Genomic DNA, 25,658 nt, shown 5'->3' on the forward strand with positions numbered 1-25,658 from the left:
TATGAGGCGCCGCCTGCCCCGGCCCGTCACCCCGGCCCGTCAATCCCGCCCGGATCAGCCGCCCAGGCTCGCCGGGCACAGCCGGCGCGGCGCCTCGTCCGTACGCAGCCTGGCATCGACACAGCCGCCCGGCAGCCCCTCGTGCGCCCGGGTGCCGAAGTTCGCGGTGACGGTCAGCGTGCCGTCGCCGAAGACCGTGCGCTGCACGGTGCGGTCGCCGGTCAGCCACCGGAAGGACGTCATCCGCTCGGTGCCCGCGGCGCGGTGCAGCGGCGAGAAGTACTTCTGCAGCGCGGCGAGCCGCGGGCCGTTGCGGGTCAGCGTCGGACCGTCGAGGACGTGGTTGAGCGGGGTGTTGTAGAGCATCGCCAGCAGCGCCCGGGTGGTCTGCTGGTCCGGCAGCTTCTCGTACGACAGCTCCCAGCGCTCGACGTTGACCAGGGAGCCGTGCAGCGCGGTCTCGTACAGCGGGACGCGGTACTTCGGGTCGTACATGGCCTTGGCCACCTCCGCGGGCAGCCGCACCGGCTTGAAGAAGGCCTTCGGGGCCTTCTCCGGGAAGTAGCCGCCCCAGTTCTCCTTGTCCCGCTCCAGCTTCCACAGCCCGTCGGCGACCGGGGTGCCCGAGCCGTGGTTGTACGCCAGCACCTCGTTCGCCCAGGCCTGGGCGGACTCCGAGCCGAGGACGAGGTCCTTCGACAGCCGCTCCATACGGGCGAGGCGCATCTCGCGGTCCCCCGCCTTGGTCATCTCATGTCCCGCCCCGTGGTCGCGGAAGAGCTCACCCGTCGCGTCGACGTCGAGGAAGTAGCTGTCCGCACCGTTGGCGATCATCGAGCGGGTGCGGTCGGCGAGGTAGTGCCGGGTGGGCTCGGCCTTCTCGAAGGCCCACGAGCTGAGATAGCAGCCGCGGCCCCCGAAGCCGGTCTGCGCACTGCCGTCCGCCTTGCGCACACAGAAGTCCGGGTAGACCCGGCCCGGCCAGGCCGACGTCGGACTGTCGGCGCTCTTGGGGTCCTGCCCGTTGGCGAAGGTGTCGTACGGGCCGACGAGATAGCCGGCCTTCTTGGCGGCCCGCACCGCCGCGGCGTTCATCGGGCCCGGCCCGGCGTCGTAACCGAGCCACATCCGGTCCACACCGAGCCGCTTGAGCCTGTCGACGCCCGCCGCGGTCCGGGCGTCGCCCCACACATACGCGTGAAACGCCCCCAGCAGCTTCGCGGTGGCCGGGTTCTGCCGGATCTTCCGGTGCAGGCTGCCCAGCCGGCCGTGCTGGGAGAGGTAGGAGCGGTAGTCGGCGGCGGGGGCGACCGGACTGCCGTCGGTGAGGGCGAAGCTCACCTCGTAGTCGCGGGTGCCCTCACCGGCGTCGAAGGCGTGCGTGGCGGTGGCGCGCAGCCGGCCCCCGGCGGAGGTGAAGCGCAGTGAGGTGCCGAGGTCGGTGGGGGTGAGGTAGCTGACGCCGTGCCGGGCGGCACCGGAGCCGCCCGCCCCGCCCATGGAGTAGCCCCACAGGGGAAGCGAGAGTTCACCGCCGACATCCACGGTGCTCCCCGCCAGGCCGCCCTTCTCCGGTGCCGAGTTCCAGAACGTGTCCCCTACGGGGATGTCCAGGCCCTCACCGCGCGGCAACTGCACGGCGGAGGCGGCCCGGTCGGTGCCGGTCACCGGCCAGCCGACCGACCCGTCGCGGTCCGCCCGCAGCCTGATCCGCAGCCGCCCGCGCTCCGCACCGGCCGTCACGCTCAGCCCCTTGGCGGGGTAGCTCCAGCGCGCTCCGTGGGCCGTGCGCGTCACCGGCCCCGGTTTGCCGAGCCCGCCGCCGGCCGCACCGGCCGCCTCGGACAGCACCATCCGCCGCCCGTCGCCGGTGCGCGCGGTCACCGCGAGGGAGTCGGTGTCGATGACGGCGCTACCGCCGCCGACGGGCAGTTCGAGGCGGCTGCCCTTCAGGGTGCCGGCGGCGGCGCTGTCACATCCGGCGACGCCGAGGGCGGTCGCGGTGAGCGCGAGGGAGGTGGCCAGCGCGCGGGTGGCGGCGTTGGGGCGCCTACGGCCGGTCGTCTTGGGGGAGTTGGGAGAGTGGGGAACGTCGGGTGTCATGGGGACTGGATAGTCCCGGCGTTTAAGAGGCTTCTAAGAACACGTAAGAGGCTTCCGGAAACTGGCTGAGAACCCGTCTCATGAGGGCCCGCTGTGGTCAGCCGGCGACGCTGTCCAGGTAGCTGAGGACCGCCAGGACCCGGCGGTGTCCGCCGTCGGTGGCCGGCAGTCCGAGCTTCATGAAGATGTTGCCGATGTGCTTCTGCACCGCGTTGTCCGTGATGAACAGCCGTCTGCCCAGCTCCGCGTTGCCGAGTCCCTGGGCCATCAAGGTGAGCACCTCGCGCTCGCGTGGACTCAGCGCGTCGACGGCGTGCCCGCCCGGCCCCGCCAGCAACTGCGTGATCACCTCGGGGTCCATTGCCGTACCGCCCGCCGCCACCCGCCGCAGCGCGTCCACGAACTCACCGACCCGGCTCACCCGGTCTTTGAGCAGATATCCGACGCTTCCGGTCCCGTCGGTCAGGAGCTCACGGGCGTAGACCTTCTCGACGTACTGGGACAGGACCAGTACGGGCAGGCCGGGGCGCTCCCGGCGGAGTCGGAGCGCGGCCCTGATGCCCTCGTCGCGGAACGAGGGCGGCAGCCTGATGTCCACGATCACCGCGTCCGGGGCGTGCTCCGCGACCGCCGCCAGCAGGCCCGGCGAGTCCGTCACCACCGCGGCGACCTCGATCCCCTTGGTGCCGAGGATCAGTTCCAGACCCGACGAGAGGAGCACATTGTCCTCGGCGATCACGACGCGCACGGCAACTCCACCGTGACCGCGGTGGGTCCGCCGGCCGGGCTGCTGACGAGCACGGTTCCGTCGAGTGCGGCCGCACGGCGGCGGATCCCGATGACGCCGGAGCCGAGGGTCTCGTCCACACCGCCGAGTCCGTCGTCGGCGACCTCGACCAGGAGGGCCGCGTCCTGCCGGGTCAGCCGTACGGTGACCCGGGTCGCGCCACTGTGCTTGGCCGCGTTGGTGAGGGTCTCGGCCACGATGAAGTAGGCGGCGGCCTCGACGGCCGCGGGAAGCCTGCCCAGTTCGCCGAGCTCCACCTCCGCGGGGATGCCCGCGCCGGCCACGACCGCGGACACCGCGCCTTCCAGGCCCCGGTCGGCGAGGATCGGCGGATACATCGTGCGGATCACCTCGCGCAGCTCCGTCATTGCCTCCTCGGCGCCCTCATGGGCCTCCTGGAGGAGCTTGGCAAGGGCCCCCGAGTCGTCGGGCAGCTCCTCCCGGGCCAGGCCGAGACGCATCGCGATGGCGACCAGGCGGGCCTGGGTGCCGTCGTGCAGATCGCGTTCGATACGGCTCAGTTCGGCACCGTGGGCATCGAGGACTCCGGCACGGCTGTCGGTCAGCTCACCGACGCGCTCGGCAAGCCGGTCCGCTGCCGACGGCTCCAGCGCGGCGACGGTGCTGCGCGCATGCATCCGGGCCAGATGAGGCATGGCCCACCAGGTCAGGGCGCCGGCGCCGACACCCTGTACGACGCCGAGAGCGAGGGCGGTGCCCCAGTCGGTCACCGGCACCGCGCCGAGCAGACGCAGCGGCTCCTCCTCCGGGAACAGCTGCCACAGCAGGGCCGCGGCCACACTGAACACGGAGCTTGCGACACAGGCGAGCGCCGCCAGGCCGGCGGGGAGGCCGGTGACGACATGCCGCAGGACCCAGCGCAGGTCGCGGCGATTCTCGGTGTCGTCGAGCAGATGGCGCCACTGTGCGCCCAGTCCCTTGGGCAGTTCGGTGGGGCGCGGGCGTATGTCGATGCCGAGCAGTGCGGCGGCCCGGCGCCGGTGCCACTCCGACCAGCTTCGCAGGGCCCTCATCAGCACGGGCAACGCCGTCAGACCGGAGAGGATCGCGCCCACGACCAACAGCGGCAGTATGAGCATCGACACCATCGCCGTGGGCAGGCCGACCAACAGGTACCAGCTGCCGTGTCCCACATGTCTCTGTCGTTCTCGCATGTGGATCAGTGTCCGCCACGCGAAGTCCCCCGCGCACTACAGCTACCTGTACCTCCCGCCGCCGGGGAGAAGGGGCGCGCCCCGGCCGTTCCCTACAGGCGGGGCCTGACTCATCAACAAGACGTTCCGTCTGCCTTCCCGCTCGGCGGGTCGTCCGGTGTCCCGCCTGCCGCCCGCGACAGCCGCGCCCGCTCCTCCTCGTCCGTGAACCCGTCCCGCAACGGCGGTTCGCCGCGCTCGACGTCCCAGGCCAGGACGTCGGCCGCGGTCACCTCCAGCGGGGTCGCCGGCATGCCCGCCGCCCGGGCGCGGGCCGAACTGCGCTGCTGGGTCGACCAATCGGGACGTACCAGCGGGAAGAACCGCGGCAGGTCGTCGTCGGACACCCGGACGATCTCGACCTCCGTGCCCGCCACCCGGGCACAGGTCTCGACGAGCCCACCGAGCGTCGTCGGCTCGGCGGGCCCCACCGCGTGGAACGCCCCCGGGCGGTCGTCGACGAGCAGTTGCACGCACCACCGGCGACCGATGGGGACTTGTCCGGCATGGGAAATTCGCGCGGCGGTGCCCGGCCGGGGCCCGGGACGGTGCCGCAGTAACACCGCGGCACCGCACCACGCAGACCTACCCGCAAGGCGTCAGCAGCCCCACCCGTGAGGCATTCACGGGAGGAACCGCGGCACAGGGAGGGAGCGACACCCGCGATGCAGACCCCGGGCCGGGCGCCCACGCACCTCCCGGCTTCACGCCCTGCTCAGCCGTCGCGTCGCCAGCTCCGCGTACATGGTCGCGCCGTCCGCCAGCACCGCATCGTCGAACTCGGCGAGCGGCGAATGGTTGTTGGGGCTGCGCTCGTGGTCGGCACCGGCCGGCGGGGCGCCGAGCAGGATCATCGCGCCCGGTACCTCGGCCAGCACGCGGGAGAAGTCCTCCGCGCCGGCCAGCGGCTGCGTCATCGGCGCGAACCGCTCCTCGCCCAGCACCTCGCGGACCGCGTCCGCCGCGAAGTCCGCCTCCGTGTGGTCGTTGACGGTCACCGGGTACACCTCCGCGAAGTCCGCGTCCACCCCCACCCCGTAAGCCGCCGCGATGCCCCGGCACACCTCCACCGTGCCGTCCTTGACCCGCGCCTGGGCTGCGTCCGAGAAGCTGCGGACGGTCGCCTCGAAGACGGCGGTCTCCGGGATGACGTTCTGCTTGGTACCCGCGTGGAAGACGCCCACGGTCAGGATCACCGGGTCGAAGACATCGAAGGTGCGGGTGATCCACGTCTGCAGCGCGGTCACCATCGCACAGGCCGCCTGCACCGGGTCCTTGGCCCGGTGCGGCATCGAGCCGTGCCCGCCCTCGCCCTTTACGGTCACCCGCAGCACATTGGACGCGGCCAGCGCCGGACCGCCACGCGTCCCGAAGAGCCCGCGGGGCATACCGGCCGACAGCACATGCAGCGCATACGCCGCCGCCGGCCGCTGCCCCGCCGCGTCCAGCAGCCCCTCGTCCAGCATGTGCCGCGCGCCGTCGTAGCCCTCCTCGCCCGGCTGGAACATGAACAGCACATCGCCCGCCAGCCGCTCACGGTGCGCGCTGAGCAGCTTGGCCGCACCGGCGAGCATCGTGGTGTGCAGGTCATGGCCGCAGGCGTGCATCCGGCCGTTGTCGGCGGCGAAGCCCAGGCCGGTGCGTTCGGCGACCGGCAGCGCGTCCATGTCCCCCCGCAGCAGCACGACCGGACCGGGCCGCCCGCCGCGCAGCACCGCGGTGACGGAGCTGAGCCCCTCGCCGGTGCTGACCTCCAACGGCAGGCCGTCCAGCTCGGCCAGCACCGCCTCCTGCGTACGGGGGAGGGTGAGCCCGGTCTCGGGAATCCGGTGCAGCGAGCGGCGCATCCGTACGAGGTCGTCGGAGAGGCCGCGGGCATCGTCGCGGAGGTTCACAGGTGCTCCCTTCAGGCGGGGAACTCCCCGCGCTTGATCGCCGTGACGAATGCATTCCACCCACCCGCGGGAAAAATGAGCGCCGGGCCGTCCGGGTTCTTGCTGTCACGGACAGGGATGAGGCCGTGGGCGTGGGTGAGGGCGGGGGAGAATTCGAGGCATTGGCCGCCGCTGCCGTCGCTGTGGGACGACTTGACCCAGGCGAGGTCGCGGGTGAATTCGACGCAGTCCCCGCCGTTGGCGTCGCTGTGGGACGACTTGACCCAGGCGAGATCGCGGGTGAACTCGAGGCAGGCCCCGCCGTTGCCCTCGCTGTACGACGACTTGACCCAGGCGAAGTCGCGGGTGAATTCGACGCAGTCCCCGCCGTTCCCCTCGCTGTAGGAAGACTTGACCCACTCGGCGGCTGCCAGATCCAAGTCGGGGATCACGTTCTGTACTCCTTCAGCAGAGTCTTGATCGCGGTCAGCGATTCGTCCGGGGACAACGCATTCGCCCTGAGCAGATCGTAGTCATCCAGAGCGGCGTCGACCATTTGTGCGGAGTCGTGCATCCGGGCCCCTACCCGGGTCTCCGTGTAAAGCACCGTGGGGGAGTTGGGGAAGCGCAACACGATGAAGGGCATCGTGGATGTGGCCGGAACGCCCACCGTGAACGGCATGACCTGGAGTTCCAGGTGCGGTGATGCGGCTGCCTCCAGCAGGTAGTCAAGCTGCCCGGCCATGACCTCGGGGCCACCGACGACGCTCCGCAGGCACGCTTCGTGAAGGATTACCCACAGCAACGGCGGACTGTCCCGCTCGAACACCTCACGCCGCCGTAGCCTTGCGGCGACCTTGTCCTCGATCGCCTCCGCACTGGCCCGAGGGTTGGATACGCGGAAGACGGACCGCGCGTAATCCTCCGTCTGGACCATGCCTGCTACGAGGTTCGTCTGGTACGTCAGGATCCGCGACGCCTTTCGCTCCAAGTTGAGGTACGGGACGAACCAACTCGGGTGATCTCCGTCATCGATCCTTCGCAGCAGCCCGGCGAATAACTCGCCCGTGCCGAAGACGGTGTCGCAGCCCTTGGCGAACTTCTGGCTGGGCCTGGGGAGCAGCGTCCCGGACTCGACCTTGCTGACGTAGCCCTCGGAGTAGCCCGTGGCCCTGCCCAGGTGCTTCTGTGTGAGCTTGCGGGCCAGACGTACTTGTCTGACGTCACGGCCGAAGCGCTGAAGCGGATTCAAGTGCTCGGATGTGCTGGTCTCGTCCAACGCCCTGACCTCTCGTCATGTGAATGGGCAGCGCAAACACGGCAAGCCGACGACTTGAACCTTCAGGTTCAAGCAGTCCAATTCTATTGGCAGTTGCGTTCCTCGTGTGACCGAATGACTACATCCGGTTACCCGAAGCGAACCCCAGGAGACTGGCCCATGACCGACGCAACGGACACCGCACGGCTCCTGCCGTGGACGAGCCCCGAGGGCAAGCGCTGCCTGCTCGTGGGTGACGGGACCGGGTACGTGTCCCGGATCGCCGACAACATCGAAGAGGCCCAGCTCGAACTGGCCGTCGAGCTCATCGGCGAGGCGCGGCGCGTCCTCAAGGGGCGGAGGTGGACCTCCGGTGAAATCCACCTGCTGGCCGTCGAGTTGACCGACGCGCTCGTCCAGGTGCACCGCATCGCGAAGAGCCGCCGCACACCCCGCTCCTAACCGCCCAGCTGCGCCAAGTCCTCCTCCGTCAGCGCGATTCCGGCCGCCGCCAGGTTCTCGTCGAGGTGCGCGGGCGACCCCGTACCGGGGGTGGGCAGCAGGACGGGGGAGCGGTGCAGCAGCCAGGACAGCGCGATCTGCCCGGTGCTCGCCCCGTGCCGGGCGGCGACCGCGTCGAGCGCCTCACCCATCGCCGCACCCCGCTCCTCACCCGCGCCGTCCGTCAACGCGCCATTGCCCAGCGGGAACCACGGCAGGAAGGCCGTACCCCGCGCCTCGCACAGCTCCAGTACGTCCTCCGAGGTGCGGTCCAGCAGGTTGTAGCGGTTCTGGACGGACGCGATGGGGGCCAGCTCCTGCGCCTGCCGCAGTTCCGCGGCACCGACGGAGTCCAGCCCGATGTGCCGGATCTTGCCCTCCCGCTGGAGCTCTTGCAGCGCGCCCAGCTGGTCGGCCATCGGCACCTCGGGGTCCAGTCGGTGCAGCTGGTAGAGGTCGATGGTGTCGGTACGCAGTCGGCGCAGGCTCGCCTCGCACATGGCGCGCAGCCGCTCCGGGCGCCCGGCGATGTGCCAGAGGTCCGGACCGGTCCGCACCACCCCGCCCTTCGTGGCGATCACCAGCCCCTCCGGGTACGGATGCAGGGCGCGCGCCACCAGCTCCTCGGCCACGTCCGGACCGTAGTTGTCGGCGGTGTCGATCAGCGTGACCCCGCGTTCCACGGCCCGCCGCAGCAGTGCGACGGCGTGCTGCGGATCGTCGTGCCGCGGCCCCCAGTAGCCCGGCCCGACGAGACCGCCGGTCCCGAACCCCAGTCGCCGCACCGGCAGTTCCCCGCCGATGGCGAAGCATGCGTCGAAGTCGAAGGTGTCAGCGGTCTCGGCAGCCTCGGCGTTCATATTCGTGAGCCTAGTGCGGCGCGTGGTTCGTAAGATCTCCCGGTGCCCCCTGACATATCGCTCTTCACCCTGACCCTGCTGTGCCTGGCCGCGCTCGCGGCGGGCTGGATCGACGCCGTGGTCGGCGGCGGGGGGCTGCTGCTGCTCCCCGCCCTGCTGGTCGGCCTTCCGCACACGCCCGCCGCCTATGTACTGGGCACCAACAAATCCACCGCCATCGTGGGCACCGCCGCCGCCGCGGTCACCTACGTCCGCAAGGCCCCGATCGATCTGCGCACCGCGCTGCGCATCGGCCTCGCCGCGGTCGCCGGCTCGCTGGCCGGGGCGTTCTTCGCGGCCGGGATCAACAGCGAGGTGCTGCGCCCGCTGATCATGGCAGTGCTGCTGGCGGTACTCGCGTTCATCCTCTTCCGCCCGGCCTTCGGGACCGCCCCCGCGCCGTCGGGACCGGTCACCCGGCGGCGGGTGCTGGCGGCCGTCCTCTTCGCCGGGCTGGGCATCGGCTTCTACGACGGCCTGATCGGGCCCGGGACCGGTGCGTTCCTCGTCATCGCGCTCGCCGCCGTGCTGCACATGGACCTGGTCACCTCGTCCGCCACCGCCAAGGTCGTGAACGTCTGCACCAACGTCGGCGCGCTGACGATGTTCGCGATCCAGGGCACCGTGCTGTGGCAACTCGGTGCGCTGCTCGCGCTGTTCAATCTCGTCGGTGGGATGGTCGGGGCGAAGATGGCCCTCAAGCGCGGCGCCGGCTTCGTCCGTGGGGTGCTGGTGGTCGTGGTCGTCGCCCTGCTGTGCAAGCTGGCGTACGACCAGTGGCTGGCGGTCTGAGGGACAGGCCCTAGCGGTCTGAGGGGCAGGCCCTAGGCGAGGGGGCCGCCGGTGTTCCGGATCATCTGCCGGAGCACCTTCAGGGCGGTGACGTAGTCGGCGTCGTCGATGCCCTGGTGGACGCGGTCGCGGATGGCCGGTGCATGCCGCTTGAGGTCCGCCCGCGCCTCGTCCCCCGCCTCGGTGATCCACAGCCGCCCCGCGGCGTCGCGGGTGAGCCAGCCGCGCTCCAGCAGGATCTCCGACTCGGCTGTCAGATCGTCCTCGGGCCGGAGATAGGTGCTCATGGCCTGCTGGAGCTCGGGGAGGGTCATGCCCTGGCCGTCCGGCGAGATGTCGTGCTTCGACAGGTTGCGCAGCAGCCAGTACTGGGGCTGGCTGAAGCCGAGCTCCGCCTGGCGGGCCCGGACGAACGCGATGACGGACTCGTAGGCCACTCCGGTCCAGTACGCGGCGGGCTGCGCGGCGAGCTGGGCGTCGGAGAGGTGGGTGTCGGAGGGGTGGGTGTCGGAGGGGTGGGTGTGAGTGGTCGTCATGTGCGCGGCTCCTTCGGGTGATTGCCGATACGAGATACGAGCACCGTAGAACCGGAAGTTAACTTGAGGTCAAGGGCTCCGATGCGGGCCGGAGCGTGCCCCGGCCCTCAGAACCGGCAGAGGTACATCCGCGCCATGTCCCGCATCTTGGGCAGCTTCGCCGAGGCCCGGGCGGCGAGCCGGTAGGCCGTCGGCAGCATGTCGATGCCCGGTACCTCCAGGGCGCTGACGTTCTCGACGATCTCCAGCTCCGGGCTCAGGGCGGCGATCCCGTCGGTGTCGGTGCCCCAGTGCAGCCGGGCGCCGGCCTTGACGACGGACCTGTTGGTCCACTGCGTACGGATGGCGAACGGGCTGAAGGCGTCGAAGGCCAGCTCACCGCCGGGCACATGGGCCATCAGCCGCCGCAGCAGCGCCGTACCGTCCTCCTTGGTCAGGTACATCAGCAGCCCTTCGGCCACGATGATCGCCGGCCGGTCCGCCGGGATCTGCGCCACCCAGGCCGGGTCGGTCACCGACGACGGGATCATCGTGTACCCCGCGCGCTCCGGATAGAGCTGCTGGCGCAGCTCGATGACCTCGGGGAAGTCGATGTCGAACCAGCGCACCCCGGGGCCCGGGTCGAGCCGGTGGACGCGGGTGTCGAGGCCGCAGCCCATGTGCACCACGGTCGCCTCGTCGTGGCGGGTGAGGAAGTCCGCAGTCCAGGCGTCCAACTGCCGGGCGCGCAGCGCGACTCCGGCCGCGTCGCCGGCGCTCAGGCGCATCTTCCGGAAGTCGTAGTCGAGCCGCTGGACGGCGTCGGCGGCCGTGGCGTCGCCGAGGATCGGCCGCTTGGAGCGGCTGTCCGCGGCGCGGCCGTAGAGCGTGGCGAGCAGGGTCTCCTGCGCTCCGGTCAGCTGGACCTTGGGGTTTGCGCTGGGGCTGGCACTCGGAATGGCACTCGGAATGGCACTCGGGCTGGTCATGCTTAGAGACTACATAAGGTTCAGAAAAATGTGAATACTCGAAAGTCGATCATCGTGGGCACGCGAAAGTCGCTGGTCGGGGCGGTTGCCCGGCTACCCCGGCTGCCTTAGCTACCGCCGCTGCCTTGGCTACCCCGTTCGCCTCGGCTGCCCGGCTATCCCCGGACCGCCGCCGCCGTGACCACTCCGGGGGCCCGCGCCGGCACCTCCGTGACGGCCGTCAGCAGCACCGCCGAGTCCTCAAGGGCCCGCAACCCGTGCCGCTCGTGGGGGATCGCGGCGACCTGACCCGCCTTCAGCTCCAGGCCGCCGCCGGGCCCGGTCAGCCGGACCCGGCCGTGCAGGACTTGCAGGCTCGCGGCCGGCGGCGTGTGGTGCTCGCTCAGCGTGGCGCCAGCGATCAGTGCGATCACGGTCTGCCGAAGAGGTCCGTCGTGCAGGAAGAGATGGGCGCTGCGCCCGTGCGGGGAGGCCTTGGCATCGTCGAGCTGGTAGCGGGTGAGCGCGGCGAGGTCGTCCATGATGCTGCCCTTTCGCGTCCGTGATCGAGGCTCGGCGGTGCCGTTGCGGGCTTCCTCTCCATCGTTGCCGTTGCGCGGGCGTACGCAACCGGGGAATCCGGCCCCGGGCGTCCGGGGCGTCCGGGTGCATACCGTGCGGGGCGGGCCCCGTCACTTACGCGATGATCATCGCGGTCCGTACGATGCGGGCCGGGGGCGTTCCCCGTGACACGCCCCGGCGTTCCCTGTCCCCCCACTGCGAAGGATGCGCCACCGTGGCCGACCCCACACCCCTGAGCGAACCACCCGGCCCGGCCGGGCCGGGCGCCGGGTTCCTGACCGTCATGACGACCACCGACAGCGAGGAGAAGGCCGAGCGGCTGGCGCGCGGTGCGATCGAGGCCAGGGTCGCCGCCTGTGCGCAGATCAGCGCGCCGGTGATCTCGGTGTACCGCTGGGACGGCGCGGTGGAGACCGGCCGGGAGTGGCAGGTCCTGTTCAAGACGGCACAGGCGCGCTATGCGGAGTTGGAGGGCTACCTCCTCCAGGCGCACGACTACGACACCCCCGAGATCATCGCCACCCCGATCACCCGCGGTGGCAACGGCTATCTGTCGTGGGTCGCAGAGGAGACGAGCTGACGTGGCACGGAACAACGGTGTGGCACGGAACAACGGTGCGGCACGGAACAACGGTGTGGCAGCGGGCGGCGGCGCGGCGTCAGGCGGCGACGCGGCACCGGGCGATGGCGCGGTAGCGGGTGATGGCGCGGTAGCGGACGACCGGGTGGCGTCGGGCGGTACGGAGCCGGGCGAGTCCGGGCGGCGTACCCGGCGGCGCTGGGGGCGGGCTGCGAGCGCCGCGCTCGGCGTGGCGATGTGTCTGGCGACCGCGCCCGTCGGCAATGCGGCGGCCGACGGCACACGGGACGGCGGTCAGCCGAGCCCCGCCCCGGACTCCGCGTGGAGCAACCGGGATGCCACCGCCTTCTGGACGCCGGAGCGGATGGCCGCCGCCGCACCGGCCGAGGGCGACACCTCGGACGGTTCGTCGCCGGACCCGTCCGGGGAGGACACGCCAGGGGAGCCGGGGGCCTCGTCCGCTGCCCCGCCCGCAGGGGACACCTCCGGCCAGTCGTCGTCCGCGGCGCCCGGCGGCGACACGCCGGGGCAGGCGCCCACCGCCCCGTCCGGCGCCGACACGCCGGGCCAGGCGCCCACGGCTCCGTCCGGAACGGACGCCCCGGGCGGGGCCCCCACCGCCTCACCCGGTACGGATGCCACGGGGCAGGCGCCCACCACGTCGCCCGGCAACGGCACGGCGAGTCAGGCGCCCACGGCCGCGCCCGGCGGCGACACGCCGGACCAGGCGCCCACGCCCCTGCCCGGGGCCGCCGCGCCGGACCGGCCCGGCGGCTCCGACGCGGCCAAACTCCCGCCCACCGCAGAGCACTTCGACGGTGTCGCGTCGGTCGGCGTGCTGTTCTCCGTCGACGGGGATGCCCGCGCCCACCACTGCACGGCCAGCGTGGTGCACAGCCCGCGCCGCAATCTGATCCTCACTGCCGGGCACTGCAAGCTGGGCACCCGTGCCGCGTTCGTCCCGCAGTACCGTTCCGGCGCGGAGACCCAGCCGTACGGTGTCTGGGCGATCAAGAAGTCCTTCGCCTACCCCGACCGCGGCACCACCGGCGGCAAGGCCGACCTCGACTTCGCCTTCGCCACCGTCGCGCCCGCCGAGGACGGCCGCTCCCTCGAAGAGGTCACCGGCGGCAACATCCTCACGCCGACGCCCGGTTACACCAACGACGTCACCGTCATCGGCTACCCCAAGGTCCGCCACGACCCGGCGGACCGCGCCGTACGCTGCACCGCCCGCACCACCCGGCTGACCGGCACCAGCCAACTGCGCATGGACTGCGGCGGGTTCTCCGGCGGGACCTCGGGCAGCCCCTGGCTCACCGACTTCGACGAGGAGACCGGGACCGGCAAGGTCATCGGCGTGATCGGCGGCCTCAACGGAGGCGGCCCCAAGGGACCGGACCACGACCGGATCTCCTACAGCCCGTACTTCTCGGGCAAGATCCTCAGCCTCTTCACCCGCGCGGCGCGGGGGTGAGGTACGGGACACCGGCATGAGCCGGGGGTTGCCGTCGCGCGCGGCGGCAACCCGGAAGAACGCTTTGGGCCCGGAAGGCCGCTGTGGGCTCGGAATTTCTTCCGGGCCCACAGCGTTGTGGCCCCTCCTTCCCGCGTGCTCGCGGACGGGGGCCGGACCGGTCAGCTGGTGGGGTTGACGGGCCAGCTGGTCAGCGACTCCCGCTCGCCGCAGTCCTTGGTGTCCTTGTCACCGCGGCATATGAAGACCGAGCCGGTGGTGGTGAAGGTGTAGCTGCCCAGGGACAGGTCGACCGCCTGGGTGCCCTTGCCGCACAGCGTCGCCCGCTTGATGGGCGGCCCGGGGGCCAGGTCGTGAGTCCACTGGGTCCACACCGAATAGCAGTCCTTGCCGGTGTTCTTGAAGTCGCCCTTGATGACGAGCTTGGAGAACATCGAGCCGTCGCCGGACTGCACCGACCTGGTGCCCGACGCCGTGGCCGTGCCGTATGTGGCCGTCCACGGGACGCCGGAGCCCGCCGACGTGACACCGGCTGCCGTTGCGGAGGACTGACCCAGGGTCAGGAGCGCGGCGGCGGAAGCCAGAACGGCGGCTCCCGACGTCAACATGCGTGTGGATTTCACTGCTTTTCCTTTCTGGAGCTTCTGGAGCTTCTGGAGCTGTGATCGGCGGATCCGGACTGAGCGGCGGCACATGGCTCCTGGTCCGGCCCGGCGTCATCTCCCCGCCCGTGACGTGGGCGGCGTTGCGCATCGCAGGCCGAACTCGCGGCGCAGTAGGGAGAGTTGTCCGGCCAGACGGCCCGGCATCCGTGAGCGCCCGGACCTGGTGGCATGGAGGCGGAGCAGGTGTGTGTGGCTGGTGACCGTTGCTGTGACGCTGCACGCCGCCCCGTCGAACGACTGACGTCGTTTCTAGCACGGGGAGCGGGTGCTAAAGAAAGGCGTTTCTTGGGTATTTGAGGCGTTTGCCGACGGGCGGCGAGCACATCCACGGCACATCCACGACGTCGGGACCGTCTCTAAGGCCTGGCCGCGCCGGGGTCCTTGGGGTCCGCCCCCGGGCCCTTCGGGTCCGCCCCGGCTCGCAGCGCCTCCGTCACCCCCGCCTCGTGCGGTCCGAGGAAGTGCGGATCGGGCCGCAGCAGCGCGTCCGCCGCCGCCTTGCCGGCCGCGAAGAGCTCCCGTACGCCGCCGTACGCCCAGGTCACATCGTGCCGGGCGGCCACCCCGACCCCGTACGCGTCGATGCCGGCCGCCGCGCACAGCGCCAGCGCCCGCCGGATGTGGAAGCCCTGGCTGACCAGCACCGCCCGGTCGACCCCGAAGATCCGGTGGGCGCGGCTGCAGGAGTCCCAGGTGTCGAAGCCCGCATAGTCGCTGACGATCTTCCGGGCCGGAACGCCGTGGCGCAGCAGATAGGTCCGCATCGCGTCCGGCTCGTCGTAGTCGCGCCGGCTGTTGTCGCCGGTGACCAGGACGGCGCGGACCGAGCCCCGCTCGTAGAGCGCGGCGGCCGCGTCCAGCCGGTGGGCGAGGTAGGGGGACGGCTCGCCGTTCCACAGGCCCGCGCCGAAGACGATGGCGACCGGCGCGGCGGGCGCGTCGGCGACGGTGCGCACCCGGGGGCCCGCGGTGGCGTTCATCCAGGTCGCGGGTGCCAGCGCGAGCACGGTGGCGGCCACCACGACCTGGTACGTGCGGCGCCACCCGCGCCGGGTCCGCGGCAGCCGTACGCGGCGCGCCCCGTCCCGTATCCGCCGCATCAGCTGCCGCATCAGCCGTCGCATCCACTGCCCCCGTCCTCGATGACATCCGGCCGTTCCCGGACACTGCCGACCGTTCCCAGCCACTCCCGACCGCTGCCAGCCACTCCCGACTGCTCCCGACCGCTTTCGATCAGGCCCGATCGCGTGCGGTCGCTCCCGTTCGGCTCCCGTTCGGCTCCCGATCGTGATCGATCTCCTGGCTGCGACGCCCACCGGCCGGAGATGGTTGCACGGGTACGGGCCATACGGGCCATACGGGGCGCACGCGGTGCACCGGCCGCTGGCCTGGCATCGTGGCAGGCAGGAGAAGCACCCTGCCCGAAGGACCGGAGAGGAACGCGCCACCATGACCCCCGAGCCCGAGCGGCTGCCGTTCTTCGTCTACGGAACGCTGCGCCCCGGCCAGGCCAACCACGCCCGCTACCTGCGCGGCCGGACCGCGTACGAGGAGCCGGCCCGGATCCGTGGCGCGCTGCTCTACGACGGCCCCGGATACCCCTACGCCCTCGCCGGGCCCGCCGACGCGGTGGTGTACGGCGCCCTCGTCCTGCCCCGCGACGCCGACTACGAGGAGGTGCGCGCGGCGCTGGACCGGCTGGAGACCTACGCCCCCGGCGACCCGCACAACCTCTACGAACGGGTGGTCACCCACGCGGTGCGCCCGGACGGCCGGAGCGTACGGGCCTGGGTCTACCTGGCGGCCGAGCCCCTCGCCGTCCGGCTGCGCGCCGCCGGCCCGCCCATCGAAGGCGGCGACTGGCTGCGCCCCGCCGCGGCGCGGTGCTCCCCGCGCCCTGCCGGCCCCGGGGCCGCCACGGCCCCAGGTGCCGCCGCAGTTCCCGATCACGCTCCCGATAGCCTGGACGACTCCTCCCGGACCGACGGCTCCTCCCGTGCCGAGGGCCCTTCCCGTACCGCAGAACAGGTGTGACCCGCGTGGCTTCCTCTCCGTCCTCCCCCTCGTCCCCCGCTGCCGCCCCGCTCCCCAAGGCGGAGCTGCATCTGCACATCGAGGGCACTCTGGAGCCCGAGCTGGCCTTCGCGCTCGCCGAGCGCAACGGCGTCAAGCTGCCGTACGCCACCGAGGACGAGCTGCGCCGCGCCTACTCCTTCGCCGATCTGCAGTCGTTCCTGAACCTCTACTACGCGCTGATGGCCGTGCTGCGCACCGAGGACGACTTCGCCGACCTCGCGCACGCCTACCTCGCCCGCGCCAAGGAGCAGGGCGTACGGCACGCCGAGATCTTCTTCGACCCGCAGGCGCACACCGCCCGCGGTGTCCCGGTCGGCACGGTCATCGACGGCCTGGCCCGCGCGCTCGACGCCGCCCAGGAGACCTACGGCATCAGCACCCGCCTGATCATGTGCTTCCTGCGCGACGAGAGCGCCGAGTCGGCCCTGGCGACCTTCGAGGCGGCCCGCCCGTACCTGCACCGGATCACCGCCGTCGGCCTGGACTCGGCCGAGGTCGGGCACCCGCCGGCCAAGTTCGAGGAGGTCTTCGCGCTGGCGCGCCAGGCCGGGCTCAAGTGCGTGGCCCACGCGGGGGAGGAGGGGCCCGCCGCATATGTGTGGGAGGCCCTGGACGTCCTCGGGGTGGACCGGATCGACCACGGTGTGCGCTGCATGGAGGACGAGCGGCTGGTGGCCCGGCTGGCGGCGGAGCAGGTGCCGCTGACCGTCTGCCCGCTGTCGAACGTCCGGCTGCGGGTCATCGACGACCTCGCCGACCATCCGCTGCCCGCGATGCTGGACGCCGGGCTGCTGGTGACCGTCAACTCCGACGACCCCGCCTACTTCGGCGGTTACGCGGACGACAACTTCACCGCCGTACGCGACGCCCTCGGCCTCGACCCGGAGACGCTGCGCACCCTCGCCCGCAACTCCTTCCGCGCGTCCTTCCTGGACGAGGCGACGCGCGAGAAGTACCTGCGGGAAGTCGACGCGTACGCGGCGGACGCACACCGGGGGTAGCCCGGAGGACGCACGCGGGGGCGGCCGGCGGAGGCAGACCGCGGCCGGCCCGGTGAACGGAACAACGGAACAACGGAACACCGGGGCAGGCCCCGGCCCCGGCGCCCGTACACCGCCGCCGGCCCGCTGCCCGCACACCGCGCCCGCCCCCGGCGGCAGCCGGACGGAACACGGAGTTACCCGCGGGGAAACGGCACCGCAACGCCCGGCTGCCACGCTCGGCCCATGACGGCGCCGATATCCCACCCACCGTCCGCGTCCCCCGCGCCGCTCGGCGCCGGGGACCTCGCCGCCGAGATCACCGCCCAGCTCGGCCACCGGCTCGGCCAGGTCCGGCTGCGTGGCTTCCGCCGCCCGGGACCGGCCGCGCCCACCCTCGTGGCCGTGGCCCACGGCAGCCGCGACCCCCGCGCGCTGCCCACCGTCCGCGCCCTGCTCGACCGGGTCCGCGCGCTCCGGCCCGGCCTGCCCGTACGGCTCGGGCACATCGAGATCGAGCAGCCGCTGCTCGCCGACACCCTCACCGAGCTGCACGGCACGGCCGTCGTCGTACCGCTGCTTTTCGGCCATGGCTATCACGTCACCCACGACCTGCCCGCCGCTCTGGCCGCCGCACCGCACCTGACCGGCCGGATCGCCGAACCGCTCGGCCCGCATCCGCTCCTCGCCGAGGCGCTGCACGGGCGGCTGCGGGAGGCCGGGTTCACCGCCGGGCGGGAGACGGCCGTGGTCCTGGCCTCCGCCGGCTCGCGCGCGGCCCGCTCCACCCGGGACACCGAACGCATCGCACGGCTGCTCTCCGACCGGCTCGGCGGCCTGCCCGTCCTTCCCGCCTATGCCTCGGCGGCGGCCCCCACCGTCGCCGAAGCGGTCCGGGCCCTGACCGCCCGCGGCCACGACCGGATCGCCGTCGCGGGCTGCTTCACCGCGCCCGGCCGCTTCGCCGCCCAGTGCGCGGCGGCCGCCCCCGGGATCGCCGCCGCGCCCCTCGGCGACCACCGCGCACTCGCCCGTCTGGTGCTGCACCGCTACGACCAGGCGCTCCTGGCGCGTACCGGATCCGGCCCCGAGAGCATCCGGGCGGCTACCGTCGCTGTATGACGGGCACCTCACCGACCATCCCGGGCTACACCGCCGCAGACACCGAACGCTGGGTCACCGAGCCCGACAAACGGCCGGGGCGTACCGCCTTCCAGCGCGACCGCGCCCGGGTGCTGCACTCCGCCGCGCTGCGCAGGCTCGCCGGCAAGACCCAGGTCGTCACCCCGGGCGGGCTCACCCACGCCTGGGACGCCACGCCGCGCACCCGGCTGACCCACTCCCTGGAGTGCGCCCAGGTCGGCCGGGAGCTGGGCGCCGCCCTCGGCTGCGACCCGGACCTGGTCGAGACGGCCTGTCTGGCGCACGACCTCGGCCACCCGCCCTTCGGGCACAACGGCGAGCAGACCCTCAACGAAGTCGCCGCGCCCTGCGGCGGCTTCGAGGGCAACGCCCAGTCGCTGCGGCTGCTGGCCCGTCTGGAGCCCAAGCGGTTCGTGCCCGCCCCGGACGGTGCGACGCTCAGCGTCGGGCTGAACCTCTCCCGCGCCGCCCTGGACGCCGCCACCAAGTACCCCTGGCCGCGCGGCGGGCACCCCGCCGACCCCGCCTCCCGGAAGTTCGGGGTCTACCCGGACGACCTGCCGGTGTTCGAGTGGTTCCGGCAGGGCGCCCCCGACGGGGCGCAGAGCTTCGAGGCGCAGGTCATGGACTGGTCCGACGACGTGGCGTACTCGGTGCACGACGTCGAGGACGGACTGCACGCCGGGCATCTCGACCCCAACGTCCTGCTCGCCGACCCCGAGCGCGCCGAGATCTTCGCGGTCGCCGGTGAGCGCTATGCGCCCGGCGCCGGCCCCGAGGAGCTGGCCGCCGCGCTGGACCGCCTCCTCGACCAGGAGTGGTGGCCGCACGGCTACGACGGCACCGCCCTCGCCCAGGCCCGCCTCAAGGACGCCACCAGCCAGCTGATCGGCCGCTTCTGTCTGGCGGCCGAGGGCGCGACCCGCGCCCAGTGGGGGAGCGGACGGCTCACCCGGTACGGAGCGGAGCTGGTGGTTCCGGACGAAACACGGCTGGAATGCGCCGTTTTGAAAGCGGTCGCCGACCGGTACGTCATGCAGCGCCCCGACCAGGAAGCACTCCGGGCCGACCAGCGCATCGTCATCGCCGAACTGGCCGAGGCGCTGCTCGCCCGCGCCCCCGACGGGCTTGATCCGCAGTTCCGTTCGCTGTTCGACACGGCCCCCGACGACACCGCCCGCATGCGCGCCGTCATCGACCAGATCGCGGCCCTGACGGACACCTCGGCGCGCTCGCTGCACGCCCGGCTCACCCGACGCCCTGGTAACACCCGGGACAACCGAGGGTGACCCTTGGGGGAAGCCCCTCTTCCCCCCTCACCCTCCGTGCGGGACGCTCGAAGCCGACCGATTCCGCACGGGGAACCTGACAGCACCGCTACACGGCACGGGAACCCGGACGACACCGGACGGGAACCCGTCCCACACCGCACACATCTACGGGGGAAGCAGACCGGGGGACATCGGGGGCGTTTACGGACGCGGACGCGGACGTACGGCACCGCAACGAGGAGGAAGCAAGTGGTCGACGCACACCAGACGTTCGTCATCGTCGGGGGTGGCCTGGCCGGAGCGAAGGCCGCGGAGACGCTCCGCTCGGAAGGCTTCACCGGCCGGGTGATCCTCATCTGTGACGAGCGCGACCACCCCTACGAGCGGCCCCCGCTGTCCAAGGGGTACCTGCTCGGCAAGGAAGAGCGCGACAGCGTCTTCGTCCATGAACCCGCCTGGTACGCCCAGGCACAGATCGAGCTCCACCTGGGCCAGCCCGCCGTCCATCTGGACCCCGGGGCCAAGACCGTACGGCTCGGTGACGGCACCCTGATCGTCTACGACAAGCTGCTGCTGGCCACCGGCGCCGAGCCGCGCCGCCTGGACATCCCCGGCACCGGCCTGGCCGGCGTGCACCACCTGCGCCGCCTCGCGCACGCCGAACGGCTGCGCGGCGTGCTGGCCTCGCTCGGCCGGGAAAACGGGCAGCTCGTCATCGCGGGCGCCGGCTGGATCGGCCTGGAGGTCGCCGCCGCCGCCCGCACCTACGGCGCCGAGGTCACCCTCATCGAGACCGCCCCGACCCCGCTGCACGGCATCCTCGGCCCCGAACTCGGCGGCCTGTTCACCGAACTGCACCGCGACCACGGCGTCCGCTTCCACTTCGGCGCCCGGCTCACCGAGATCGTCGGCCAGGACGGCATGGTGCTCGCGGTGCGCACCGACGACGGCGAGGAGCACCCCGCCCACGACGTGCTCGCCGCGATCGGCGCCGCCCCGCGCACCGCCCTCGCCGAACAGGCCGGGCTCGACCTCGTCGAAGCCACCGCCGGCGGCGGCATCGCCGTCGACTCCGCACTGCGCACCTCCGACCCGTACATCTACGCCGCCGGTGACGTCGCCGCCGCCGACCACCCCCTCCTGGACACCCGCCTGCGCGTCGAACACTGGGCCAACGCCCTCAACGGCGGCCCGGCCGCCGCGCGCGCCATGCTCGGCCAGGACATCAGCTACGACCGCATCCCGTACTTCTTCTCCGACCAGTACGACGTCGGCATGGAGTACTCCGGCTACGCCCCGCCCGGCTCCTACGCCCAGGTCGTCTGCCGCGGCGACGTCGCCAAACGGGAGTTCATCGCCTTCTGGCTGGGCGCGGACGGCCGGCTGCTCGCGGGGATGAACGTCAACGTCTGGGACGTCGCCGAGACCATCCAGCAACTCATCCGCTCCGGCGCCCCGTTGGAGCCCGGCGCACTGGCCGATCCGGAGGTTCCGCTGCACTCGCTGCTCCCGTAGCGTGCGCCCATGACGCAGAGCCCCACCGGTCCCACCGGCCCCGTCGGCGACGCCCCCGACCCCGTCACCTTCAACGACGTCCGGGACGCCGCCCGGCGGCTGGCGGGCGTGGCACACCGCACGCCCGTGCTGCGCTCGCGCACCCTCGACGCGCTGGTCGGCACCGAGGTCCACCTCAAGTGCGAGAACTTCCAGCGCGTCGGCGCCTTCAAGTTCCGCGGCGCCTACAACGCCCTGTCACGGCTGACCCCCGACCAGCTGGCCCGCGGGGTCGCCGCCTACTCCTCCGGCAACCACGCCCAGGCCGTCGCCCTCGCCGCCAGGGAGCTGGGCAGCCACGCCGTCATCGTGATGCCCGAGGACGCCCCGGAGTCCAAGGCCGCGGCCACCGCCGGATACGGCGCCGAGATCGTCCGCTACGACCGCTACACGGGCGACCGCGTCGCCCTCGGCCGCCGGCTCGCCGAGGAGCGCGGGCTGACCCTCATCCCGCCGTACGAGCATCCGCACATCATCGCGGGCCAGGGCACCGCCGCCCTGGAGCTGATCGAGGAGACCGGCCCGCTCGACGCGCTGCTGGTCCCCGTCGGGGGCGGCGGACTGATGGCCGGCTCGGCCCTCGCCGCCACCGCCCTGTCGCCCGGTATCCGCATGATCGGCGTCGAGCCGGAGGCCGGCGACGACACCCGCCGCTCCCTGGCCGCCGGCCGCCCCGTCACCGTCCCCGTCCCGCGCACCATCGCCGACGGCCAGGCCGTCGAGACCCCCGGCGCGCTGACCTTCGCCATCAACCGGCGGCTGGTCGACTCGGTCGCCCTGGTCAGCGACGACGAGATCCGCGCCGCCATGAGGTTCGCCTTCGAACGCCTCAAGATCGTCACCGAGCCCAGCGGCGCCAGCGCCCTGGCCGCCCTGCTGGCCGGCCGTACCGGCCCCCTCCCCCCACGGACCGGAGTGATCGTCTCCGGCGGCAACATCGGCCTGGAGCGCTTCGTGGAGCTGATGGGGTGAGCCGGGGCGGGGCCGCGCGGCCGGGACTGTCCGACCCCGGCCGTAGAATTCACGCGTGGCAGGCAGGATCAACGATGACGATGTGAAGGCGGTACGGGACGCGGTCCCGATCGACGCCGTCGTGTCCGAGTACCTCCAGCTCCGCAACGCCGGCGGCGGCAACCTCAAGGGCCTGTGCCCCTTCCACGACGAGAAGTCCCCGTCCTTCCACGTCAGCCCCGCCAAGGGCCTCTACCACTGCTTCGGCTGCCAGGAGGGCGGCGACACCGTCGACTTCATCATGAAGATCGACCACCTCTCCTTCGCCGAGACCATCGAGCGCCTCGCCTCCCAGGCCGGCATCACCCTCCGCTACGAAGAGGGCGGCTACACCCCCGGCCGCCAGCAGGGCGAGCGCACCCGCCTGGTGGAGGCCCACAAGGCCGCCGCGCAGTTCTACGTCGAGCAGCTCGACAGCCCCGAGGCCGAGATCGCCCGCAAGTTCCTCGCCGAGCGCGGCTTCGACCAGGCCGCCGCCCAGCACTTCGGCGTCGGCTACAGCCCGGCCGGCTGGGACCACCTCACCCGCTTCCTGCGCGGCCGCGGCTTCACGGACAAGGAGCTGGTCCTGGCCGGCCTCTCCCAGGAGGGCCGCCGCGGCCCCATCGACCGCTTCCGCGGCCGCCTGATGTGGCCGATCCGCGACATCGCCGGCGAGGTCGTCGGCTTCGGCGCCCGCAAGCTCCGCGACGACGACAACGGCCCCAAGTACCTCAACACCCCCGAGACCCCCCTCTACCGCAAGTCCCAGGTCCTCTACGGCATCGACCTCGCCAAGAAGGAGATCGCCAGGACCAACCGCGCCGTCGTGGTCGAGGGCTACACGGACGTCATGGCCTGCCATCTGGCCGGCGTCACCACCGCCATCGCCACCTGCGGCACGTCCTTCGGCGAGGGCCACATCAAGATCCTCCGCCGGCTGCTGATGGACAACTCCGGCTCCGAGGTCGTCTTCACCTTCGACGGCGACGCCGCGGGCCAGAAGGCCGCCCTGCGCGCCTTCGAGGACGACCAGAAGTTCGCCGCCCAGACCTCCATCGCCATCACCCCCGGCGGTATGGACCCCTGCGACCTGCGGCTCGCCAAGGGCGAGCAGGCCGTCGCCGACCTCGTCGACGCGCGCACCCCGCTCTTCGAGTTCGCGCTGCGCCATGTCGTCTCCCGGCACAACCTCGACACGACCGTCGGCCGCGCCGCCGCCCTCGACGAGGCCGCCCCCATCGTCGCCAACATCAAGAACAGCTCCATCCAGCACGAATCCGCCGTCCAGCTCGCCGGCATGCTCGGCATCCTGGACACCCAGTTCGTGGTCAAGCGCGTCGCCCAGCTCGCCCGCTGGGCCCGCGAGCGCGGCCGCGACGGCCAGGGCCCCGACCAGGGCCGTCAGCAGCGCCGCGGCCCGGGCCCCGAGCCCGAGCAGACCCGCCCCGCGCCCGGCCCGCGCGGCCCGGCGCTCAACCTCCGCAGCCCCGCCCACCGCGTGGAACGCGAGCTCCTCAAGCTCGCCCTGCAGCGCCCCGACCTGGTCTCCCCGGCCTTCGACGCCTACGGGGCCGATGAGTTCACCGCGCCGCCCTACGCCGTGGTCCGCCAGTGCATCGAGGACGCCGGCGGGGCCACCGCAGGCGCCTCTGACAGCGCATACGTCGCCCGGGTGCGCGAGGCCGCCCCCGACGACACCGTCCGCGCCATGGTCACCGAGCTCGCCGTCGAGCCGCTGCACACCCGCCGCGAGCCCGACGAGGCCTACGCCGGCGTCCAGTTGGTCGCCGTCCGCCTCGCGGCCGTCAACCAGCGCGTCACGGAGATCCGCGGCACCCTCCAGCGCCTCGGCCCCCGCGCCGACCCCGAGCACCTGGCCGCCGTGCAGAACGAACTGTGGGTCCTCCAGCAGTACGGCCAGTCCCTGCGCGAACGGGGCTACGCGGCGCTCTGAGCGCGGGCCGGTCCGCAGGGCCCCAGAACACCCCGCGGTAGCCGTCCGGTCACGGACCGGACTCAAAAAGTGGTCGCACGCCCCTCGTGGCGGGCGTGTGTCGTACTCCACACTGAGAAGCGGTGCCTGAGTCCTCGGAGCGGGTCAGATCCGGGCGTACGCCGCGTACGCCGCCGGAATCCCCCGCGGAACCACTCTCCGTGTACGGGACGGGAGGCGGCTCGGCCGCACCCGTGCCCGACCCTTCTGCCGCCTCAGCAGCGATCACCCTGGAGGTCGCCCCCGTGCAGACCCAGACCCTCGCCGACGCGCCGGCCGCCGCGGAACCGGCTGCCGAGCCGCTGATGGACCCGGCCCTGGAACCGGTCACCGTGCCGCAGCAGGCCGAGCCCCCCGCCGCCGAGACGCTCCTCGACGAGATCACCGCACCACTGCAGACGGAACCACGGCCGGAAGCGGAAACGGAAGCGGAAGTGGAAGCGGAAACGGAACCCGGACCGGGCCCGGAACCGGCCCCCCGCCCCGACACCGCCACCGGCCCGTCCTCCGATCTCTTCCGCCAGTACCTCCGCGAGATCGGCCGGATCCCGCTGCTCACCGCCGCCGAGGAGGTCGAGCTCGCCCGCCGGGTGGAGGCCGGTCTCTTCGCCGAGGAGAAGCTCACCAACACCCCCGACCTCTCCTCCCAACTCGCCTACGACCTCGACAAGTTGGTGGTTCTGGGCCGGATGGCCAAACGCCGCCTGATCGAGGCCAACCTCCGGCTGGTGGTCTCCGTCGCCAAGCGCTACGTCGGCCGCGGACTGACCATGCTCGACCTCGTCCAGGAGGGAAACCTCGGACTGATCCGCGCCGTCGAGAAGTTCGACTACGCCCGCGGCTACAAGTTCTCCACCTACGCCACGTGGTGGATCCGCCAGGCCATGTCCCGCGCCCTCGCCGACCAGGCCAGGACCATCCGCGTCCCGGTCCACGTCGTCGAACTGATCAACCGCGTGGTCCGCGTCCAGCGCCGGATGCTCCAGGAACGCGGCTACGAGCCGACACCCGAGGAGGTCGCGGCCCATCTCGACCTGACCGAGGAGCGCGTCAGCGAGGTGCTGCGGCTGGCCCAGGAACCGGTCTCGCTGCACGCCCCCGTCGGCGAGGAGGAGGACGTCGCCCTCGGCGACCTCATCGAGGACGGCGACGCCGCCTCACCCGTCGAATCCGCCGCGTTCCTGCTGCTGCGCGAGCACCTCGACGCGGTCCTGTCCACCCTCGGCGAACGCGAACGCAAGGTCGTTCAGCTCCGCTACGGACTCGCCGACGGCCGCCCCCGCACGCTGGAGGAGATCGGCCGGATCTTCGGCGTCACCCGCGAACGGATACGCCAGATCGAGTCCAAGACCCTCAACAAGCTCCGCGACCACGCCTTCGCCGACCAGCTCCGCGGCTATCTGGACTGAGCGCACGGCGCCCCGCCCCCGTCA

General features: G+C 72.3%; 24 protein-coding genes and 1 pseudogene. 12 read left to right on the top strand and 13 right to left on the bottom strand.

The annotated features are described in order from the left end of the window. Nucleotides 1–54: 54 nt before the first annotated feature. The 7 genes from ACWD6P_RS01265 to ACWD6P_RS01295 form a co-directional block, all read right to left on the bottom strand. The gene (locus tag ACWD6P_RS01265; RefSeq protein ID WP_451441885.1) at nt 55–2,103 is read right to left on the bottom strand and encodes a glycoside hydrolase; all 2,049 of its coding nucleotides are present in this window, start codon (nt 2,101–2,103) and stop codon (nt 55–57) included. A gap of 97 nt (nt 2,104–2,200) precedes the next feature. Next, nucleotides 2,201–2,851, bottom strand: coding sequence for a response regulator transcription factor (locus tag ACWD6P_RS01270; RefSeq protein ID WP_451441886.1), 651 nt, complete (start codon nt 2,849–2,851; stop codon nt 2,201–2,203). Continuing rightward, nucleotides 2,839–4,065 (bottom strand): sensor histidine kinase, encoded by a 1,227-nt coding sequence (locus ACWD6P_RS01275; protein ID WP_451441887.1) that lies wholly within the window; start codon nt 4,063–4,065, stop codon nt 2,839–2,841. The genes ACWD6P_RS01270 and ACWD6P_RS01275 overlap by 13 nt, the downstream gene beginning before the upstream one ends. 113 nt (nt 4,066–4,178) lie before the next feature. Beyond that, nucleotides 4,179–4,577: a hypothetical protein gene (locus ACWD6P_RS01280; protein WP_451441888.1), complete on the bottom strand. Its 399-nt coding sequence runs from the start codon at nt 4,575–4,577 to the stop codon at nt 4,179–4,181. 231 nt (nt 4,578–4,808) lie between these two features. Continuing rightward, nucleotides 4,809–5,999 carry a M20 metallopeptidase family protein gene (locus ACWD6P_RS01285; RefSeq protein ID WP_451441889.1) on the bottom strand — a complete coding sequence of 397 codons (1,191 nt, stop codon included), beginning with the start codon at nt 5,997–5,999 and terminating at the stop codon, nt 4,809–4,811. Nucleotides 6,000–6,010: 11 nt separating this feature from the next. Then, nucleotides 6,011–6,430, bottom strand: coding sequence for a DUF397 domain-containing protein (locus ACWD6P_RS01290; protein ID WP_451441890.1), 420 nt, complete (start codon nt 6,428–6,430; stop codon nt 6,011–6,013). Then, nucleotides 6,427–7,257, bottom strand: a complete 831-nt coding sequence (locus tag ACWD6P_RS01295; protein ID WP_451441891.1) for a helix-turn-helix domain-containing protein — start codon at nt 7,255–7,257, stop codon at nt 6,427–6,429. Before ACWD6P_RS01295 ends, ACWD6P_RS01290 begins: the two co-directional genes overlap by 4 nt. A gap of 159 nt (nt 7,258–7,416) precedes the next feature. Between ACWD6P_RS01295 and ACWD6P_RS01300 the strand changes: the two genes are divergently transcribed. Continuing rightward, complete coding sequence (locus tag ACWD6P_RS01300; protein ID WP_451441892.1) at nt 7,417–7,698, top strand: hypothetical protein; 282 nt, start codon at nt 7,417–7,419, stop codon at nt 7,696–7,698. Here ACWD6P_RS01300 and ACWD6P_RS01305 read toward each other — a convergent pair. Further along, nucleotides 7,695–8,597 (bottom strand): aldo/keto reductase, encoded by a 903-nt coding sequence (locus ACWD6P_RS01305; RefSeq protein ID WP_451441893.1) that lies wholly within the window; start codon nt 8,595–8,597, stop codon nt 7,695–7,697. The two genes, ACWD6P_RS01300 and ACWD6P_RS01305, sit on opposite strands and share 4 nt — an antisense overlap. A 42-nt stretch (nt 8,598–8,639) precedes the next feature. Between ACWD6P_RS01305 and ACWD6P_RS01310 the strand changes: the two genes are divergently transcribed. Further along, complete coding sequence (locus ACWD6P_RS01310; RefSeq protein WP_451441894.1) at nt 8,640–9,428, top strand: sulfite exporter TauE/SafE family protein; 789 nt, start codon at nt 8,640–8,642, stop codon at nt 9,426–9,428. Nucleotides 9,429–9,460: 32 nt separating this feature from the next. Here ACWD6P_RS01310 and ACWD6P_RS01315 read toward each other — a convergent pair whose 3' ends face one another. The 3 genes from ACWD6P_RS01315 to ACWD6P_RS01325 all read right to left on the bottom strand — a co-directional run bounded on the left by ACWD6P_RS01315 (nt 9,461) and on the right by ACWD6P_RS01325 (nt 11,453). Further along, nucleotides 9,461–9,964, bottom strand: a complete 504-nt coding sequence (locus ACWD6P_RS01315) for a MarR family transcriptional regulator (RefSeq protein WP_451441895.1) — start codon at nt 9,962–9,964, stop codon at nt 9,461–9,463. Nucleotides 9,965–10,071: 107 nt separating this feature from the next. After that, the gene (locus tag ACWD6P_RS01320) at nt 10,072–10,932 is read right to left on the bottom strand and encodes a class I SAM-dependent methyltransferase (RefSeq protein WP_451441896.1); all 861 of its coding nucleotides are present in this window, start codon (nt 10,930–10,932) and stop codon (nt 10,072–10,074) included. Between the two features lie 155 nt (nt 10,933–11,087). After that, nucleotides 11,088–11,453 (bottom strand): cupin, encoded by a 366-nt coding sequence (locus tag ACWD6P_RS01325; protein ID WP_451441897.1) that lies wholly within the window; start codon nt 11,451–11,453, stop codon nt 11,088–11,090. Between the two features lie 254 nt (nt 11,454–11,707). Here ACWD6P_RS01325 and cutA point away from each other — a divergent pair, with 254 nt between their 5' ends. Both cutA and ACWD6P_RS01335 read left to right on the top strand, forming a co-directional pair. Further along, a complete protein-coding gene (gene cutA / locus ACWD6P_RS01330) occupies nt 11,708–12,073 on the top strand; it encodes a divalent-cation tolerance protein CutA (RefSeq protein WP_451441898.1) in 366 nt (121 codons plus the stop codon). Between the two features lies 1 nt (nt 12,074). Next, entirely contained in the window at nt 12,075–13,550 is a 1,476-nt protein-coding gene (locus ACWD6P_RS01335) for a hypothetical protein (RefSeq protein WP_451441899.1), read from the top strand. A 161-nt stretch (nt 13,551–13,711) separates the two neighbouring features. On the opposite strand, the gene ACWD6P_RS01340 is transcribed toward ACWD6P_RS01335, so the two are convergent. Further along, on the bottom strand, nt 13,712–14,158 hold the full coding sequence (locus ACWD6P_RS01340) for a hypothetical protein (RefSeq protein WP_451441900.1): 447 nt from the start codon (nt 14,156–14,158) through the stop codon (nt 13,712–13,714). A gap of 413 nt (nt 14,159–14,571) precedes the next feature. Next, nucleotides 14,572–15,339, bottom strand: coding sequence for a SanA/YdcF family protein (locus ACWD6P_RS01345; RefSeq protein ID WP_451441901.1), 768 nt, complete (start codon nt 15,337–15,339; stop codon nt 14,572–14,574). Between the two features lie 325 nt (nt 15,340–15,664). Between ACWD6P_RS01345 and ACWD6P_RS01350 the strand changes: the two are divergent. The 8 genes and pseudogenes from ACWD6P_RS01350 to ACWD6P_RS01385 all read left to right on the top strand — a co-directional run. Next, a pseudogene (locus ACWD6P_RS01350) lies at nt 15,665–16,087 on the top strand (gamma-glutamylcyclotransferase family protein); the annotation flags it as partial. 167 nt (nt 16,088–16,254) lie between these two features. Beyond that, a complete protein-coding gene (locus ACWD6P_RS01355) occupies nt 16,255–17,292 on the top strand; it encodes an adenosine deaminase (protein WP_451441902.1) in 1,038 nt (345 codons plus the stop codon). 225 nt (nt 17,293–17,517) lie between these two features. Then, nucleotides 17,518–18,393 (top strand): sirohydrochlorin chelatase, encoded by an 876-nt coding sequence (locus ACWD6P_RS01360; RefSeq protein ID WP_451441903.1) that lies wholly within the window; start codon nt 17,518–17,520, stop codon nt 18,391–18,393. Next, nucleotides 18,390–19,703, top strand: coding sequence for a deoxyguanosinetriphosphate triphosphohydrolase (locus ACWD6P_RS01365; protein ID WP_451441904.1), 1,314 nt, complete (start codon nt 18,390–18,392; stop codon nt 19,701–19,703). Before ACWD6P_RS01360 ends, ACWD6P_RS01365 begins: the two co-directional genes overlap by 4 nt. 231 nt (nt 19,704–19,934) lie before the next feature. Further along, nucleotides 19,935–21,200 carry an NAD(P)/FAD-dependent oxidoreductase gene (locus tag ACWD6P_RS01370; RefSeq protein ID WP_451441905.1) on the top strand — a complete coding sequence of 422 codons (1,266 nt, stop codon included), beginning with the start codon at nt 19,935–19,937 and terminating at the stop codon, nt 21,198–21,200. Nucleotides 21,201–21,209: 9 nt separating this feature from the next. Further along, nucleotides 21,210–22,211: a threo-3-hydroxy-L-aspartate ammonia-lyase gene (locus ACWD6P_RS01375; RefSeq protein ID WP_451441906.1), complete on the top strand. Its 1,002-nt coding sequence runs from the start codon at nt 21,210–21,212 to the stop codon at nt 22,209–22,211. Between the two features lie 55 nt (nt 22,212–22,266). Continuing rightward, nucleotides 22,267–24,186 (top strand): DNA primase, encoded by a 1,920-nt coding sequence (dnaG, locus tag ACWD6P_RS01380; RefSeq protein WP_451441907.1) that lies wholly within the window; start codon nt 22,267–22,269, stop codon nt 24,184–24,186. Between the two features lie 122 nt (nt 24,187–24,308). Further along, nucleotides 24,309–25,634, top strand: coding sequence for an RNA polymerase sigma factor (locus ACWD6P_RS01385; RefSeq protein WP_451441908.1), 1,326 nt, complete (start codon nt 24,309–24,311; stop codon nt 25,632–25,634). The last annotated feature ends 24 nt before the right edge of the window (nt 25,635–25,658 follow it).

It is taken from the genome of Streptomyces sp. NPDC002446, assembly GCF_053595675.1.